Source organism: Sedimentisphaera cyanobacteriorum (assembly GCF_001997385.1).
GTDB lineage: Bacteria > Planctomycetota > Phycisphaerae > Sedimentisphaerales > Sedimentisphaeraceae > Sedimentisphaera > Sedimentisphaera cyanobacteriorum.
This window is the reverse complement of the sequence record NZ_CP019633.1, coordinates 2,628,937-2,646,389: the sequence shown is the minus strand read 5'-3', so window position 1 is coordinate 2,646,389 and position 17,453 is coordinate 2,628,937. Positions and strand designations below refer to the sequence as shown.

The 17,453-nt window shown below is 45.1% G+C and carries 12 protein-coding genes; 2 read left to right on the top strand and 10 right to left on the bottom strand.

The window, feature by feature from the left end:
• Nucleotides 1-12 precede the first annotated feature (12 nt).
• Nucleotides 13-2,796 (bottom strand): glycosyl hydrolase, encoded by a 2,784-nt coding sequence (locus L21SP3_RS10600; RefSeq protein ID WP_161488185.1) that lies wholly within the window; start codon nucleotides 2,794-2,796, stop codon nucleotides 13-15.
• Nucleotides 2,797-3,232: 436 nt separating this feature from the next.
• On the opposite strand from L21SP3_RS10600, the gene L21SP3_RS10595 reads away from it, so the two are divergent.
• Nucleotides 3,233-4,615: a phosphomannomutase/phosphoglucomutase gene (locus L21SP3_RS10595; RefSeq protein WP_077541340.1), complete on the top strand. Its 1,383-nt coding sequence runs from the start codon at nucleotides 3,233-3,235 to the stop codon at nucleotides 4,613-4,615.
• 229 nt (nucleotides 4,616-4,844) lie between these two features.
• Here L21SP3_RS10595 and ppdK read toward each other — a convergent pair whose 3' ends face one another.
• The 4 genes from ppdK to typA all read right to left on the bottom strand — a co-directional run bounded on the left by ppdK (nucleotide 4,845) and on the right by typA (nucleotide 10,615).
• Nucleotides 4,845-7,550 carry a pyruvate, phosphate dikinase gene (ppdK, locus tag L21SP3_RS10590; RefSeq protein ID WP_077541338.1) on the bottom strand — a complete coding sequence of 902 codons (2,706 nt, stop codon included), beginning with the start codon at nucleotides 7,548-7,550 and terminating at the stop codon, nucleotides 4,845-4,847.
• 221 nt (nucleotides 7,551-7,771) lie between these two features.
• Complete coding sequence (locus L21SP3_RS10585) at nucleotides 7,772-8,116, bottom strand: C-GCAxxG-C-C family (seleno)protein (RefSeq protein WP_077541336.1); 345 nt, start codon at nucleotides 8,114-8,116, stop codon at nucleotides 7,772-7,774.
• A complete protein-coding gene (tmk, locus tag L21SP3_RS10580) occupies nucleotides 8,100-8,753 on the bottom strand; it encodes a dTMP kinase (RefSeq protein WP_077541334.1) in 654 nt (217 codons plus the stop codon). The genes L21SP3_RS10585 and tmk overlap by 17 nt, the downstream gene beginning before the upstream one ends.
• Complete coding sequence (gene typA / locus L21SP3_RS10575) at nucleotides 8,750-10,615, bottom strand: translational GTPase TypA (RefSeq protein WP_077541332.1); 1,866 nt, start codon at nucleotides 10,613-10,615, stop codon at nucleotides 8,750-8,752. The genes tmk and typA overlap by 4 nt, the downstream gene beginning before the upstream one ends.
• A gap of 34 nt (nucleotides 10,616-10,649) precedes the next feature.
• On the opposite strand from typA, the gene L21SP3_RS10570 reads away from it, so the two are divergent.
• Entirely contained in the window at nucleotides 10,650-10,853 is a 204-nt protein-coding gene (locus L21SP3_RS10570) for a hypothetical protein (protein ID WP_077541330.1), read from the top strand.
• 23 nt (nucleotides 10,854-10,876) lie between these two features.
• Here L21SP3_RS10570 and L21SP3_RS10565 read toward each other — a convergent pair whose 3' ends face one another.
• The 5 genes from L21SP3_RS10565 to L21SP3_RS10545 all read right to left on the bottom strand — a co-directional run bounded on the left by L21SP3_RS10565 (nucleotide 10,877) and on the right by L21SP3_RS10545 (nucleotide 17,337).
• Entirely contained in the window at nucleotides 10,877-11,863 is a 987-nt protein-coding gene (locus L21SP3_RS10565) for a glycoside hydrolase family 43 protein (protein ID WP_169835725.1), read from the bottom strand.
• A gap of 576 nt (nucleotides 11,864-12,439) precedes the next feature.
• Nucleotides 12,440-13,540, bottom strand: coding sequence for an SGNH/GDSL hydrolase family protein (locus L21SP3_RS10560; RefSeq protein ID WP_077541328.1), 1,101 nt, complete (start codon nucleotides 13,538-13,540; stop codon nucleotides 12,440-12,442).
• 11 nt (nucleotides 13,541-13,551) lie between these two features.
• Nucleotides 13,552-14,703, bottom strand: a complete 1,152-nt coding sequence (locus L21SP3_RS10555) for an AGE family epimerase/isomerase (RefSeq protein WP_077541326.1) — start codon at nucleotides 14,701-14,703, stop codon at nucleotides 13,552-13,554.
• Between the two features lie 7 nt (nucleotides 14,704-14,710).
• The gene (locus L21SP3_RS10550) at nucleotides 14,711-16,219 is read right to left on the bottom strand and encodes a DUF5009 domain-containing protein (protein WP_077541323.1); all 1,509 of its coding nucleotides are present in this window, start codon (nucleotides 16,217-16,219) and stop codon (nucleotides 14,711-14,713) included.
• On the bottom strand, nucleotides 16,216-17,337 hold the full coding sequence (locus L21SP3_RS10545; protein ID WP_077541321.1) for a LacI family DNA-binding transcriptional regulator: 1,122 nt from the start codon (nucleotides 17,335-17,337) through the stop codon (nucleotides 16,216-16,218). The genes L21SP3_RS10550 and L21SP3_RS10545 overlap by 4 nt, the downstream gene beginning before the upstream one ends.
• Between the last annotated feature and the right edge of the window lie 116 nt (nucleotides 17,338-17,453).

Genomic DNA, 17,453 nt, shown 5'->3' with positions numbered 1-17,453 from the left:
TTTCAATAAAACTCAGTTATCTTCAGCTAACGCTTGAATCAAATCCTCAGAAAGAGCAGTATCGTATATTCTAAGTTCATCAATCAAACCTTCATAAAAAAACGGAGACTCAGGATACCCCCCAATTGTTACATCTATACCATCAGAAGTGTTAATCGAAACCTCAGATATTCTCGACTCTTGGTCTCTCTGACCATCAACATAAAACACAACATCGCTGACCTGCGGGTTTTCGAGCTTGGGAAGAACAATTGCAATATGGTGCCACTTGCCGTCAACCAAATTGTAAGTTCCGTATTTATATCCGCCGCCAGCACCAATTGTCAGATTGCCCGAATCATTAACCCTGACAACCCACTTTTCACCCTGTGCCTTAGAGCCCCAAGACAAAATCTGCATATCCCTCCCAAAAGGCTTGATCCACATAGCACACGTCCTTGGTGTCGTGCCAAGAATTCCTTTGGAGTTATTCAGTTTCACAATGCCGTTACCATAGAAATATAAAGACCTGCATACTTTGGCTTCTGAATGTTGAGAAACCTGACCAAACGAGAAAATGTCAGCATCATTTCTTCCGCTGTCGTAAAAGCCGGCATCAAAGGTCAGCTTGTGAACCGGAACAGGTTCAAGCCATAAATCAGCAAAAACGGATAAGTCTGAAAACTGCACATCGCCATTCATATCAAAATCGCACCCGCTGCACCAATCAAAAACTGCACACCCGCTGTCGAACCAATTAGAGCTGAAAGTTGCATAATCAGAAAACCCAATAAAGCCGTTTTTACCTAACCCACGCCCTGGCATAACAGAACTGATTTCTCCTTCTGATGCAGTGAGCATAATCCTGTCTATAGCTGCCCCATCTTCTCGGGGATAAAAACCAAGTTCGTGAGTTCCAGCAGATAAATCGGCAAACGTATGAACTTTCAAATTCATCCATTCGTGATAATTGTTGTTATTTTGGTCAAGCCATGGCCCGCCATCTATATTGTAATAGAAAGAATCATCGGAGTCTCCAGGGAAATTCACCCTCGCTTCAAGGGATACATCAGAGGCATTGCTGAGGTTAAAGCTGAAAACAAACTTAGCGGAAGTTTGCTGTGACGGGACAGGGCTGTAAGAACCTGTTCCCTGTTTCATAATATAGCTGCCATTTGAAGCCTGCGCATCATTGTAAACCTCAAAAACATCAAATGAACTTTGAACTGCCCCTTTTTCAACTTCAAAAACAACAGTTCTTTGGGCTTTAGTACCTTTCCAGATTCTCCCCTGAGTTGTACCTAATATAATCCTGTCAATCTTTGCCCCGGGCTCTTTGGGAGCTATAAAAAGCTTATGGTCTCCAATTTCAAGGCCGGGAAATTTAATAATATCAAACGCCTCAAAACCGGAGGTTGTTCTTCCGTACTGCGAAACCCAAGGCCCACTGTCTATTCTGTAAAAAAACGAATCGCTTTCACCGGCCGGCATATCTGCATCAACCTTGAAAACCACATCAGCCTTGGTATCTATATTAAACGCAAAGCAAAGCTCTGCATCGGGCGATGTAAGGTCTTCCTTGGCGAGCTTTGATGAACCGTTATAAGCCATATATGCCCCGCCGGACGCATTTGAATCTGAAACAAAATCAAAATTTGTATTAGAATCTTTGGAGCTGGGATTCTCGGCCTCAAAGCTAACTTCCTCAATCGGTTCACCAGAACGAAGCGGGAACCAGTGCAGATAAGAACCGGTATAGCTGCTCATATGCATTCCTTGGTCAGGGGTATATCTCAGGTTGCTGCCCGAATTAACGTTTTTCAAGAGCTTCCAGCCTCTATCCATATCCACAATTTTCCACCTAACTTTATCCCCATAATAGTTTAATGGAACAAGCTTTATATCGCCATCCCTATCCTGAAGCTTAAGATTTTCCTCTCTGCTTACAATATAGAACTGGTCGTCAACATCTGTCTTAACAAACTTCCAGTCAACGGATGCTGAATCATCATAGATACCTGCGGTGTTTACCTGATTTGACTCTACCGAGATTCTGTTATGAAAGGCTTTATTATGGAAATTGTACCAAACTTCAGGACAAGGTCCTTCAAGGTCTGCATCAGTAAAATTTGCATAAATTTTACCTAAAGGGCTTAATTTGCCATCTACCATTATAGGGGAAGCCTCTGAGGCTGAGGATGAACCGTTCCACGGGAATATTGCATATCTTTCTATTTTATCGGAATGTCCCATTCGCCACAAAGCCTCGCACATAAAAGTACAAGATTCTTCCTGCGAATAATTATTCGGATAAGACCAGTCTGCAACATTGAATTCTGTAATCCAAACCTTTTTATGACCGTAATTAGAATAGCTGTAGTTTATTGCATTCATTAGGCTGTCAGCATTGGGACCTTTGTACCAGTGAATACATGTAAAATCAAAGGTTAATCCTTGTGCGGCAGCTTGAGAATAGAAATCCTGCATCCAAGAATTATTGTAGTTTGTCGCAGCAGGCGTTCCTACTAAAAGGTCATATTGCTGTGCATTGGGGAAAATATTGTTTATGTAGTCGTTTATAGACTGTTGAACCGTCATATCTGCCTGATTTTCACCATCCGGTTCGTTATGGCCAAGAATGTGAGTAGCCCCCATACCATCTAGATTGGCAAACCCTGGCCACCACCTTCCCCAGCGTTGAGGCGTATAATCTATTGAAGGGGGCAGTTCGGGATTTTTCGCAATATCCCAATTGCATGTCCAGTCGACCCCAAGCATATAATGTTTTTTTGTATATTCACCGGAGGAATTTGTCAATCCTACACCTTTCTTTGAATTGTTGCCGGCTAAAGAATTCGGCGAAAAAGCCAAAAAAAACAGCAAGAAGGCTAAAAAAAACTCTTTAATCATAATCACGCTCTTTTTTAAATCATAAGTAACTTCATTTTATATTATAATAGCGGCTGAGACAATTTTATGCAAAAAAAACTAAAAACAAAAAAGAGTATCAGACGATAAATATTAGTCAAATCACCAGTTTTATAGGGCAGTTATAGTTATATGGGCGAACTTCTGGTTTATCTGGTTCATTCAAATGCAGATTTGAAGTATTTTATCTGGCCTCCTCATTAGTTAAAAAAATCGGGCAAATTCAAGTCCCTGCCATATTTTGAGTATTATTTCGCTGGAAATCAGCAGAGTAAAAATTACAATACGCCAAAATCGATTTCAAACTGAAACGGGAGAATTCTCTATGATAGACGAAAAGATATTCAAGGCATACGATATTCGCGGAATTTACAAAGAGCAGTTCGATGAAGAAGCGGCTTGGAAAATAGGCTATGCTTCTGCTCAGTTCCTCCGTTCGCACCTTCGCGGCTACGACCGCGGGCAGGAAAACGCTCAGGCGGTTTGTGTGGGCAGGGATATGCGCAAGCACAGCCCCTCGCTCTCGAAAGCCCTGATAGAAGGAATGAGATGCGCAGGCACTAACGTTATTGATATCGGCGTTATCGACACGCCGCAGATGTACTTCGCTATCAACCACTTCGGGACTTGCGGAGGTGTTCAGGTAACAGCGAGCCACAACCCCGCTGCCTACAACGGATTCAAAATCAGCGGGCTTGAGGCAAAACCAGTAGGACAGGCTACCGGCCTTGCAGACATCAAACACATAGCCACTTCGCTTCTGCATACAAAAGGCAATCCTACGGGAACAGTTACCGAGGTTGACCTTACAGAAGAATACAAAAAACACATACTCAAATTCCTCGACAGCAAGATCAAGCCGCTGAAGGTGGCAGTGGATGCCTCCAACGGTATGGCAGGGAAGATGGTGCCGCTGATCTTCGGGGATTTGCCGATAGAGCTTAAAATCCTGAACGAAACCACGGACGGCACATTCAAACACGAACCAAATCCGCTTGTAGAAGAGAATCTCGCAGAGCTCAAGGAGCTTATCAAAGCTGAAAAAGCGGATGTGGGCGTATGTTTCGACGGCGACGCAGACCGTCTGCTGATGATAGACGAGACCGGCAGAAGCATAGGCTGCGATATACTCACCGCACTAATGGTCCCCTATTTCCTCGAACAGGAAAACGGCAGCAGGACAGTAGTTTACGACCTCCGCAGCAGCTGGGTAGTACAGGAAGAAATTATCAAGTCCGGCGGAACGCCCAGACGCGAGCGTGTTGGCCATTCATTTATGAAAAAGACGCTCAGAGACAGCCATGCGGTATTCGGCGGTGAGCTCTCGGGACACTTCTACTACCGCGACAGCTTCAACACCGATTCGGGTATGATTACATTCGTTCATATGCTCAATATCCTCAGCAGAACTGAGAAAACGGTATCAGAATTGATCGCCCCTCTGAGAAGATACTACGCCTCCGGCGAGCTGAATTTCGAAGTGGAAGACAAAGAGGCGATGATTAAAGAGCTCAAGCATAAATTCGCTGACGGGAAGATAGACGATCTGGACGGCATAACAATTCAGTTCAAAGGCTGGTGGGTGAACGTTAGGCCGAGTAATACAGAGCCATTCCTCAGGCTCAATATGGAAGCAAAAAGCGAAGATGTTCTAAATGAAAAGCTCTCCGTTCTGAAAGCCATTCTGGGTGAACCATCCGGCCATTAATCCAATAACCCCGACCATCGAACCCTTAACAGCAGAGGTGAACTTATATGTTTGTCTCTGCTGTTTGAATAATAGCTTTTGCCGAAATAGAAATTCTATCCGCTTGTTTCTGCTCGCCTCCGGCGGGTAACGAGCGGGAGGGTGATGATAATTCTGGCTCTTCGTGCAGCGCATAGAAAAGCAGAGCCCAGAAACCTGAGCTCTGCTGTAAATGTTCTGTAATCGAAAACTACTTAGACGCTGCCTGAGCGGCCGAGAGCCTTGCAATAGGCACACGGTATGGAGAGCATGAAACGTAGTTCATTCCCTGATCAGCGCAGAAATCGATAGTGTTGGGTTCGCCGCCGTGTTCGCCGCAGATACCAACCTTGAGGGTTTTCTTCTGCTCACGTCCAAGTTTGACGCCAGTTTCAATCAATTTGCCCACACCGGTCTGGTCGAGCACCTGGAACGGGTCGTCCTTGTATATGCCGTATTCAATATACTTGGCAGTAAACTTGGCAACATCATCACGGCTGAAGCCCAGAGCCATCTGGGTGAGGTCGTTTGTACCGAAGCTGAAGAAGTCTGCCTCGGCTGCAATCTCATCAGCAGTGAGAGCAGCTCTTGGAACTTCGATCATAGTTCCAATCTTGTAGGTAAGCCTTGTGTTATTGCTTTTGAGAACCTGCTTGATCTCGTCAACGATCTCTTCCTTGACGATCTTGAGCTCTTCCACATGGCCTACAAGCGGAATCATAATCTCCGGAACAACCTTCTTCTTAGGCGTGCTTGCTGCAATAGCGGCCTCGATGATAGCCTTAGCCTGCATCCTGTAGAATTCAGGGTATGTAACAGCGAGCCTGCAGCCGCGGTGTCCGAGCATCGGATTGAATTCGTTGAGCTTTTCAACCTGCTCTTTTACCTTCTTCAGCGAAACGCCCAAGCGTTTGGCCATCTCAGACTGAGTTGCCTTATCGTGAGGCAGGAATTCGTGCAGAGGCGGGTCGAGCAGTCTAACCGTAACCGGTTTTCCTGCCATCGCCTTGAATATACCTTCGAAATCCTTCTTCTGATATGAAGCAAGCCTTCTGAGAGCGCTTTCGAAATTCTTCTTGGTCTCAGAATACTTAGACTTAATCTTCTGCTGGTCGGTTTTTGTGTCGGCTTCTGCCAGCTCTTTTTTCATCTCGGCATAGTTGTCTGCCTCGAGAATAGCCTGACGAACATACCAAACTCTTTTGCCTTCGAAGAACATATGCTCAGTACGGCAGAGACCTATACCTTCAGCACCGAATCCTATTGCCTTTTCAGCATCTTCCGGGGTATCTGCGTTTGTGCGAACTTTAATCTTGCGAACCTTATCGCAGATAGACATAAACTTCTTGAAATCGCCGCTCATCTTCGGCTCTACAGTTGGCACGGCACCAGCCATAAGCTGACCGCTAGACCCGTCAAGACTGACCCAATCGCCTTCTTTGAATGTTTTGCCGGCAACGCTGAACTTCTTGCTCTTTTCGTTTATTGAGATATCACTGCAGCCTGCAACGCAGCACTTGCCCATACCTCTTGCCACAACAGCAGCGTGTGATGTCATACCGCCGCGGACGGTGAGGATGCCCTCTGCGGCTGCCATTCCGCCGATATCTTCAGGGCTTGTTTCCGTACGCACAAGCACTGTCTTTTTGCCCTGTGCTTCCCATTTCTCAGCTGCTTCAGCATCGAAGACAACCTGCCCAACAGCCGCGCCCGGAGATGCCGGCAGACCTTTTGCCACAACATCCCTCTTGGCGTTTGAGTCGAAGCTGGGGTGAAGAAGCGTATCGAGCTGATTCGCTGTTACTCTGTGAACCGCTTCGCGGTTGTTTATCAAGCGTTCTTTGAGCATATCAACTGCAATTTTGATAGCAGCTGCAGCTGTTCTCTTGCCGTTTCTGGTTTGAAGAACAAAAAGCTCACCTTCCTGAATGGTAAACTCAATATCCTGCATATCCTTGTAGTGTTTCTCGAGCTTGGTCATTAAGGTTGTAAGCTCTTTATAGAGGTTCGGCATTGCTTTACTGAGGCTCTTAAGCGGCTGGGGAGTTCTGATACCCGCCACAACATCTTCGCCCTGAGCATTAATGAGATACTCGCCGTAAAACTCTTTCTTTCCGGTGCTGGGGTTTCTGGTAAAGCAAACGCCCGTACCTGAACCCTCGCCCATATTGCCGAAGGCCATAGCCTGAACGTTTACCGCAGTTCCGAGGAGGGATTCAATCTTGTTGAGCTTGCGGTACTTGATTGCTCTTTCACTCTCCCAAGAACCGAATACAGCATTCACTGCATTTACCAGCTGCTTCTTCGGGTCCTGCGGGAAGGCCGAGCCAACGTGCTTTTTATAAATAGCTTTGTATTTCTCTACTACATCCTGAAGCTGCTCGGCAGAGAGCTGATTATCGTTTTCAACTCCGGCCTTTTCTTTAGCGGCATGGATTGCTTTTTCGAAATTGCTGTGAGAGCAGCCCATTACAACATCAGCAAACATATCGATGAATCTGCGATAGATGTCGTAAACGAATTTGGGGTTGCCGGTTTTCTCGATAAGTCCTTCAACGGCTTTGTCGTTCAAGCCGAGGTTGAGAACAGTATCCATCATACCGGGCATGGAAACAGCTGCCCCGCTTCTAACACTTACAAGCAGGGGGTTCTTGTTGTCGCCAAATTTCTGCCCCATCGCCTTCTCAAGCTTGGCGATGTTCTCATCGACTTCCTTGTTCAAGCCGGCAGGCCATTTGCCTTTGTTGCTTTCATACTCTTGACAAACCGAAGTGGCTATTGTGAAGCCCGGGGGGACCGGCACTCCAAGATTTGTCATTTCTGCAAGGTTGGCACCTTTGCCGCCAAGCAGATGTTTCATTTCAGCCTTTCCTTCGGCTTTGCCTTTGCCAAAGAAATAAACCCTTTTCTCAGCCATAAGATTTCTCCTGAATTAAGACGAATTAGTTTCATGTATCGCCGGAGGCAACACAAAACTCTTTTTTATGGAGTATATAAGCACAGAGCGCTGTGTCAACAGAATATCGCTTCTGAGAGGCTAAAAGAGTGAATATTATGAGCAAAATTGCAAAGATTAATGCAAATTCTTATTCGGATCAGCAAATAAACAGAATTATAAATTCTTTCAGCTGAGCAAATCTAAGCACACTTTTGCTCAAGTTCTGCGAGCAGCTCTGCCGCCAGCCCCACACATTCCCTGCACGGGAAACCGAGCTTTTTGAGCTCTCTGCATTTTGTATGCCCTGCTTTTTGCTCAAATCTTTTGCAGAGCTTTTCAGCCTGTTCGGGTTTGTTTTCAATCAGCTTTAGAGCTGCAAACAGAGCACCGCAAGTTCCGCCTTCGGCTCTTCCCCCGCCTGAGGCTCTAAAGTTTTTTATGCAGTCGTCTGAAACTGCGTATTTATCGCTAAAGGCAGAAAGAACTGCCTGAGCGCAATTGTATCTTTCTTCGCCGTGAAATTTCTTCTTAGCTGTTTCTACCATCTGTTAATCCCAGTTCTTCCAAAACATTTCTGTGTACTTGTTCAATAGTCCCATATCCTGAAACAACCGATACGTCAAAGTCCTCGAGGTGTTTGGAAAAAGCGGCCAGCTCCAAGAATCCTTCATAAACCAGCCGATGATAACCAATACCTTTCTGCTCCATTCTGTCGAAGCTGCGGGTAATTCTATTGAGCCCTTCCTGCGGGTCAACCTCAATTATGAAAGTTTTATCCGGCCATACCCTCGGCAGGCTGAGCTGGGCGATTTTTATAACGTTCTCAATTCCAAAACCTCCCGCCTTGCCCTGATATGCACAGGTGCTCGAGAGCCAGCGGTCCATCACAACGCATTTTCCCGCATCAATGGCAGGGTAAATTTTCTCTTTCCAGAGCTGGGCTCTTGCAGCCATATACAGAAGAACTTCGGTATTATCAGACATCGCCGAATGCTCAGGGCTGAGAAGAATATCCCGAATCTTCTCAGCAATTACAGTATCGCCCGGGTCTCTGAAAGCAGCCGTTTGAATGCCTGCACTGCTTAGGGCCTCTCTGAGCATTTGCGCCTGAGTGCTTTTTCCGCTGCCGTCCGGGCCGTCGAGCACTATAAACTTTCCTTTGTATGTCTCGGGCGAAATCATTTTTCTGTCTGCTTCTTTCTGTCTGCTCTTCTTCTGTCTGCTTCTTTGAGATAAACTTTCCTCATTCTCACAAAATTCGGCGTAATTTCAACAAGCTCATCATCCTGTATATATTCAAGCGTAGCCTCGAGGCTCATTTTCCTTGCAGGCTTAACCTTTGCAGAATCATCCTTGCCCGCAGCCCGGACGTTGGTTAGGGCTTTCTGCCTCACCGGATTAACAGGTATATCCTTATCCTTGCAGTGCTCCCCTACTACCTGTCCTTCGTAAACGGTATCTCCCGGAGAAACGAAGAAAAAGCCTCTGTCGAACAGATTGTCCAGCGAATACGGCGTAACCTGCCCTGGGTCTGTAGCAATCATCACGCCCGCCTGACGCTGGGGAATCGAACCTCTCATCGGGCCGTATCTCTCGAAGCGGTGGTGAACCACAGCCCTGCCCTGCGTGGCGTTGAGCAGTCTGGCATGCAGGCCGAAAAGGCCTCGGCTGGGAATGAGAAACTCAATATGAACGAAATTATCTGTTCCTGATTTTGCGGTAAGGTCCTGCATTTCTGCCCGGCGGTCTCCAAGCAGGCTCATCACAGAGCTCTGGCACTCCATCGGGCAGTCTATGCTTAGGATTTCAAGAGGCTCCTGCCGAACGCCGTCGAACTCTTTGAATATCACCTCAGGCTTGCCCACACATACCTCGTATCCCTCTCGACGCATATTCTCGAGCAGAATCCCGAGATGCATAAGCCCCCTGCCGGAAACCTTGAACTGCTCGCCTGTTGCCCCGGGCTCCGCCCTGAGAGCAACGTTTGTCTGAAGCTCTTTCTGAAGCCTCGCCCATATCTGACGTCCTGTTACATATTTCCCGTCTCTGCCTGCAAGAGGCCCGTCATTAACGCGGAAGGTCATTGTCATGGTAGGCTCGTCAACAGATATAATCGGAAGCGGCGAGGGCTTATCCGGACAGGCAATGGTATTGCCTATATCCACAGGTTCGAGTCCTGCAACGGCGCAGATATCCCCGCATTCAATCCAGTCAACAGGCCGTTTGCCCAAGCCTTCAAATTCATACAGATCAACAATCTTCTGCAGTGTGTGTTTGCCCTGTTTATCAATCACTGTAACCTTCTGAGCCTTCTCGATCCTGCCGGCAAACACCCTGCCCACTGCAATCTTGCCCACGTATTCGGAATAATCCAGCGTAGTAACGAGCATTTGCAAAGGGGTTTTCTCGTCGCAGGCCGGGGCAGGCACGTTTTCAATAATCGCATCGAAAACAGGCTTCATATTGTCATTCCCGCTGTCCAGATCGGTTCTCGCCCAGCCCTCCTTCGCTGAGGCATAAACTATAGGGAAGTCGAGCGTTTCATCATCTGCGCCCAGCTGGATAAGCAGCTCAAACACCTCATCTGCCACATCATCGCATCTAGCATCCGGGCGGTCTGCCTTGTTTATAACAACGATAGGATTGAGCCCGTTCTCGAGGGCCTTTCCGAGAACGAACCGCGTTTGGGGCATCGGCCCCTCGAACGAATCGACGATTAGAATCACGCCATCGGCCATTTTCATCACCCGCTCAACCTCTCCGCCGAAATCGGCGTGGCCGGGAGTATCAACTATGTTGATTTTGTATTCCTCGCCATCGGGCGTGGTGTAATTAACAGCGCAGTTCTTGCTGAGGATAGTGATCCCCCGCTCACGCTCGAGCGGATCAGAATCCATAACCAGATTGTGCTGCCCGCCGGCTAGCTTATCGAGCTCTGCACTTCTGAACATACCGCTCTGGTAAAGCAGCTGATCTACGAGCGTTGTCTTGCCGTGGTCAACGTGCGCTATTATCGCAACATTCCTTATATGCTGAATTTCCATCTAATATCCTTTTCGGGGTAGAATTGGTTCGTGAATGATTTGCGCAAAGAGTACAAAGAACTCACGCAAAGTAAAGCCTATTTTCATCCGCATTACACTTGGCTTCGATGATTTCAACTCTAATGAGCACAGCGGCCCAAAGAAGAATTCCCCGCTTGAAGCCCTTCGGTGCTTCCGGCAGATGGCTGAAAGCGCATCTTTAATACCAACTGCAATATATGTTGCAAACGGTCTTTAATGGCAACATTCAAAACATAACAATCAATCTATTGGATTTGGCTCAACTCCTTCAAACGTTATTTCTACAGGCTTGATGCGTCCGTTTTCGTCAAATTCCATCCTGTCAATACAGGTTACTCTGTGATTAGCGTCGGTTTCGCCAAGGGGGCGTCTGTGATAGACGATATACCACTGCTCACTGCCCGGGACGTTGGCAACGGAATGATGGCCTGCACCAGAAGCTACTGAGGCATCCTGTTCAAGGATTTTATCAAGCCTTTCGAAAGGGCCGAAGATGCTGTCTGAAATTGCATAGGCCACAGAATAATCAGGTCCTCCCCAGCCGCCTTCAGACCACATAAAGTAGTACTTGCCGTTCTTTTTGAACATACAAGGCCCTTCGACATATCCCTCCGGCGTAACCTCCTTATACATATCGCCGTCTTCAAAGGGAACAAGCCTTGTAAAGCTTTCGTGAAGTTTAACAATATTGCAGTGTCCCCAGCCTCCGTAGTACATATAGTAAGAACCGTCTTGCTCAAAAACGTACTGGTCTATGGGCTGAGCCCCGTTTACGATTTCGTTAATCAGCGGTTTGCCTATTAAATCTTTGTATGGGCCTTCAGGGCTGTCTGCTACGCCCACTCCAATACCGCCCACTTCACCTTCGTGAACATCATTAGCCGCGAAGAAGAAATAATACTTCCCGTCTTTCTCAATAACTCCGGGAGCCCACATCGCACGATTCGCCCAGCTCACCTCTTCAGAATCAATGATACGCTCGTGCTTTGTCCAGTTCACAAGATCCGGCGAAGAGAAGCAGTCGAAAAAGGTTTGCTTTTCGTACGGAGCGGAGTATGTAGGGTAAATCCAGTATTTATCATCGTATATGATAACCTCCGGGTCTGCATACCAGCCTTCAAAAATCGGATTGCCGGATATTTTTTTATCTCCATAACCTTTGCTTTCTACGCCGCCGCCCTGACAGTCGGCAGCAGAAGTCTTAGAAGCGTACTGCTTAAGCTTTATGAATTGCACATCACAAAGCGTGTTTTCTTCTTGCCTGCTTCGGTCTTTGTTGTACTTTTTCCTGTCAACATTATGAATATTATCTCCGAAATTAGGATTCTTCTCTAATCCCTGTTCAGCATAAGACCCGAAAACCGTGCCGGGAACAACTGCCTTTACCCAACCTGAATCTGAAAAGTCATCTGCGAACAACTCTAAATAATCATCTACCTTATCAGCAGGCCTCACCTTCCATACAGTTTTGCTGCTGTTAAGGCTGATTTCACTAACGCCGGCAAATGCTGGCAAAATCATAATCATCGAAAAAATGACCGCTGCTGGGCAAAAATATCTTTTACTCATCTTCAATCCCTGTTTAAATATGCAAAAACTGCGCTTATCATACCGGCAAACTGCTTTGACTTTTTAATTTGCTCTTTGCTTTACTGCAGGCAAAACCAGCCTGCCTCACAGCTTAATTATCCGAAGAAGTAAAAATGCAACTCCATCAAACATTATTTTTGGAACAAAGGCAAAAAAATTGCTCTTACGTAAAATACGCAGTCAAAAAGTGCTGAACAGGAAATAATGCTTAGATTACTCCAATATTTCTTCAGCAAACGGAACCAAGGCGTCTGCAATAATTTCAAATCCAACATCTGTAAGATGGATACCATCAGCAGTTGGATGATCGCCGCCTGCCTGTATCAAGGCTCCTGAATCAAAGAGATAAATATTATCATCACCCTCCTGCTTTAACTTGTCATAGGTTCTGAATAGGGCTTTGTGCTGTTTATCATAATACGACCTGCTCTCATATATATTCGCTGGAAGCGCCTCATAAGCGAAATGTATTTTAGTCATAAGAATCACAGGGGTATCAGGCTTATTTTTACGAAGTATTCTTACAAAATTCTCATATCTCTCTTGCATCACTTGTGCTTCCATATTCGCAACAGAATCTACAATATACAAAGATGCATCAATCTCTGTCATAAGCTCAGCCATTACGGGTTCGCCGCACCCGCTGCCGGAGAAACCAAGATTAATCACATCAGTGTTGAGCCTTCTCTGCAGTTGAGCGGCGTAACCATTGGATCCTCGGCTTGCACAAGCTCCCTGAGTAATTGATGTGCCGTAGATCACAACAGGTGCCTTTCTTTTATATGGAATTGGGGCAAGCAGGGCTGCATCATTCGATATACCAATCTTTAAACTTTTAAGCTCTGCGTAAGAAGGTAAATAGAGAGTAAATTCTCTGAGTTTCTTCTCCATACCGCTGAAATATTTATGTACATAATCACCTTTTGCCTGCTTAGGGTTCGATGTAAACAAGAAGGACATATTATCGGGCTCTCCAACATACAAATCAATACCACTAACCGCAACAGAGCTCATATGCCACATCTCAAGCCTGCCTTCTTCTGTCATTCCGTGATCAATACAAACTGAAAGCGTCGGCGAATCTGTTTTGAAACGTACCCGAGCTGCAGCTGGGCAAAGACTCATTCTCCAGGCAAGCTTGGTTATATCGTCTTTTCGTGCAATCGGAAGCCTGATAAACTCACCGTCATTTTCCTCAAACCAGCCCAGCCCATCAACAGAAACTGCGGTATCATTAGAAACATCAATCCATTTAACATCTTCAGCAGCCGAAAGCACCGCACAAAAAATCAGTATTGAAAAACATCGAAACATTATCAGTCCTTTTATAACTGAGAGGTAAAAAGCAATGCACGCGGGACATGGAAAAAGCCTTTGTAATTTCCGCCTTTGCAGGTGTGGGTTAAGCTTCCTCGCCTATCACAGTAGCCGAACCAGCCGCCATAATCATAGTCTATAAAGTGGCTGTATGCATATTCATGCACTTTACTTAACCAGTCAAGCCATATTTGCTCACCTGTGTTTCTGTATGCAAGGCCAAGAGCGTATATCGCTTCAGTATGCGGCCACCACAACTTCATACTTGATTCAAGCTGAAGTGTTGGTTTGTTTTGCAAATCCATAAAATAGTATATCCCGCCATACTTCTTGTCCCAGCCATAATCCAGCGAACCTTTAATAACATCATAAGCCATCTTTTCCATAGCCTCATCAGGGATAAATTTCAGCAGATGAAGCAAAAACCATGCAGCCTCAATAGAATGGCCGGGATTAAATAGTCTGCCTTCAGGGTGTTCTGAAATATCTTCACCGCCCAGAGCAGCTGTTTCAATGAGTATATTTTTATCAGAAACGAAATGAGCCTTGATATCACATAAAGACTTCTTCATTACGTCAATGTATTCCTGTTTCGGTTCAATATACGCAAGCTCTATTGCCATACTTGCAAGAACCATAACATCAGCTAAGCTGCTTGTCGGAGGCCGCCCTGGCATATTTGGTCTGCCAAGAAGCGATGGATCGGCAACCCATAGTTTTATCTTCTCAAACAGCTCCACAGCTTTTTCATAATACCGAGAATCGCCTTTAAGATTATAATACTCAAGGTAAGCCAGCATAATGAATACTGCGCTGTACACCTTTCTCTGGTAAAACCATGGCTTACCTTCTTTGGTAAGTGAAAAGTAGTATCTGCCTTGCGGGTCAACAGCATTCTTTTCAATAAATCTTAAACCAAGCTCTGCTGCTTTGAGATATTCCGGATTTTTATCAAGGCTGTTGTACAGCCTGCAAAACATCCATACAGAGCGTCCAACAAGCCACATATACTTTTTTCCATCGTAAACAGCGCCGTCTTTATCCAGACATGAAAATGTTCCGCCATCAGCCCAGTCAGGTGAATGCTTCAACCAGAACGGGACAACCCTTTCGCAGAGATCTTTGCTGTATATCTTTTGGTAATCTTCAAATTTCTTCATATAAAACTCAAGTTCTTAAATAAATCTTTTTCTTGGAAAATAAACTCACCCAAATACCAATTGCTGCCACCAGAATAACTGTAATACAGAAACCAAGCCAAGGATATTCAGTATAGACCCCCGTAATCGGCTCTCTCAAATTAATTAATGCAAGGGCAGGCCAGAACACATTCTGCGCCGCCAAATATGCGGCCATAGGATTTTGGCCGTTATAAACAAACAATTTGAGGTATTTCAAAAGCCCATAATAATGAACTAAAATAATTATCCCTGCAGCAGAAAATCCAGCAAGCCCAGCGGTTACAAAGTAATAACTGATTGTGCTGGGGTCTTTTTTTATACCACCTTCATACGGCTCTAATATTAAACCGAGAAGATACCAAAAAACTGCATTTCTTATCAGCTTATTCAATAAAAATTCAGTTGGGTTTTCTGAACTTCGAGCAATAAACACAATAGCAGCCGAGAGCAGCAGGCCAACAGCAAATGTACCCAGCACCAACCTTGACTGCAGTCCAACAAGTGTAGTTATAATCAATAAAGGCACCAAAAAAGCAGCAATAAGATATCTCCACCTGCTCCATTCTCGAACCAAACTGCTGTCTGACTTACGAGCCCATTCGTTAAAGAGATCACCCACTGCAGTTGCAGGTATTATGATGAACAAGTACTTGAGGAAGCTCCAATTCAAAAACCAGCTGTAATCATAAACCCAACGCCAATGCCCGCCTTTATCATGCAGCATCTCTTTTAAGAATGGGACTTGTATAAAACTTCCAGCCTGTGAGATCCAGCTGCCATCAACCTGACTTACAAGTCGAACAGCTAAAATAAACGCAAGGACACCAAATCGCAAAACTATATTATTCCTTGTCAAGATCCAGCAGAGAGCTCCCCAAAAAGCCAGATTAGAAAGCACAAACAAAATTATATCGTTACGATAAATATCAAACCCCTTGTCTCCATAATCTGCAAATGCAAAAAATACCGCAGCCGCTGCGATTCCCGCTGACTTAATCAGAAGCCTTATTTTGCGGTGCATCGCCCACGGCAATCTGCCCCATATAGAAAACATCAATAGATAGAGCAGAATAGCAATTACCCACTTCCATTCTCCATAAGAATCGGCCAAATAATAAGGCGAGATATGCTTTGCATAAACAGCAAAACCAACCAAGAAAAACCACCTTTTAAGGCTAACCAACACTGCTCTGGATTTTGACAGCCCGTTGTTCAGGCGTCTTTCCAAGGATAATGGGATAGCCGCTCCCATTGAAAAAATGAAAAATGGGAATACAAGATCAACCCACGTAAGCCCGGGCAGCTGCGGATTGAATTGGTGAGTTGGCGGCGGAGTTTGAGCATGATACATCCACGAGGGCAAACTGCCAAACGGCTCATTATTGGCAAGAAGCATTAGAAGAATAGCAATACCGCGGAGGATATCCAAGCTGTAGATCCGCTTCGGTTCTGATATGGAATTAAACTGAACACTCATTAGCTTAAAATCTGTCAAACAGGACAATGCCCGGTTGACTGCCTTTCTGTCAGTTTATTTACTTTCCATATATCTCCAGCACGGCGATTTGTTTCGATCCAATTAACATTCCTGTCGATGTAGTCTATAAGTAAACAAGCAGCTTGTGTTCCTGCCTGATGCATAGGCAGATTAATCGCAGTCATAGACGGTCTGCTCCACTTACACAAAATGGTATCGCAGGTGCATAAAATGCTAACGTCTTGCGGGCAGGAATAACCCGCCTCAAATACTGATTTCATAAATCCAGTGCACCATTGGTCATGACCAATAACCGCAGTAGGCCTGCTGCGAGTACTTGTATGAGCCCATTTCTTTCCATCCAAAACAGCCTGATTCATAACATCATTACAATCATCAGGAACAGTATAGTTGGAAAACTTCACAAAACTGGTTTCAGAATTATCTTTGTATTCCTGAACAGCCTCTCGAAATATTTGCTTTGCCAATTCTGTCTCAATACCGCCAACGGCAATGTTTCTATGTCCCAAGCCCACCAGATAATCAAAGGATGATTTCCAGTCATCTTTTAGGTTTCTTGTTACAGATAATACTCCTTCAACAGGGAAATCAGCATTTATGCCGACCAGTATGAAAGGTATGCCGCTGTCAATGAACATTTGAAGAATATCTTCTTCTATTCTCCCTGAGATAACCAGCCCATCTACAAACTTCCTTTTCAGTTTAGAGGGCATCACGAAATCTTTCACTGTGGAAAGATCGTAACAGTTTACGATGCAGTTGTATCCCTTGGAAGTTGCGCCGGCCTGAACACCGGCCATAATTGAAGCAAAAAACGGATTTGCCAATCCGTGATTTACTTTAGAAGAAAGCAAGAAGCCGATATTGCCCGTTTTGCCTGTAACCAAAGCCTTGGCAGCAGCGTTGGGTATATACCCCAACTCTTTTACTGCAGCATGTATCTTTTCCCTTGTTTTTTCGCTAACCTTTACCTTTCCCCGGCGATTTCTAAGCACATCAGAGACAGTTGACTTTGAAACACCGACATGGTCAGCAATATTCTGTAATGTAATATTTTGAGCCATCATCTCACTTTCAATTATCGACTGCATTATTTTAACGTATCGGTACGTCATATCAATATTTTTATAATAAAATAAAGCAATAAATAAGCGATTCAAAGCAATATTAATGATTTATTAAAGACACTTAAATACGAGCAGCCTTACACGTATCGATACGTTATATTTGA

Bases quoted from the DNA above. Each gene is read 5' to 3' on its own strand.
- L21SP3_RS10570 (WP_077541330.1), top strand. From the start codon at position 10,650: ATGATTTGCGCAAAGAGTACAAAGAACTCACGCAAAGTAAAGCCTATT.
- L21SP3_RS10545 (WP_077541321.1), bottom strand. From the start codon at position 17,337: ATGACGTACCGATACGTTAAAATAATGCAGTCGATAATTGAAAGTGAG.
- L21SP3_RS10555 (WP_077541326.1), bottom strand. From the start codon at position 14,703: ATGAAGAAATTTGAAGATTACCAAAAGATATACAGCAAAGATCTCTGC.
- L21SP3_RS10595 (WP_077541340.1), top strand. From the start codon at position 3,233: ATGATAGACGAAAAGATATTCAAGGCATACGATATTCGCGGAATTTAC.
- L21SP3_RS10560 (WP_077541328.1), bottom strand. From the start codon at position 13,540: ATGTTTCGATGTTTTTCAATACTGATTTTTTGTGCGGTGCTTTCGGCT.
- L21SP3_RS10585 (WP_077541336.1), bottom strand. From the start codon at position 8,116: ATGGTAGAAACAGCTAAGAAGAAATTTCACGGCGAAGAAAGATACAAT.
- ppdK (WP_077541338.1), bottom strand. From the start codon at position 7,550: ATGGCTGAGAAAAGGGTTTATTTCTTTGGCAAAGGCAAAGCCGAAGGA.
- typA (WP_077541332.1), bottom strand. From the start codon at position 10,615: ATGGAAATTCAGCATATAAGGAATGTTGCGATAATAGCGCACGTTGAC.
- tmk (WP_077541334.1), bottom strand. From the start codon at position 8,753: ATGATTTCGCCCGAGACATACAAAGGAAAGTTTATAGTGCTCGACGGC.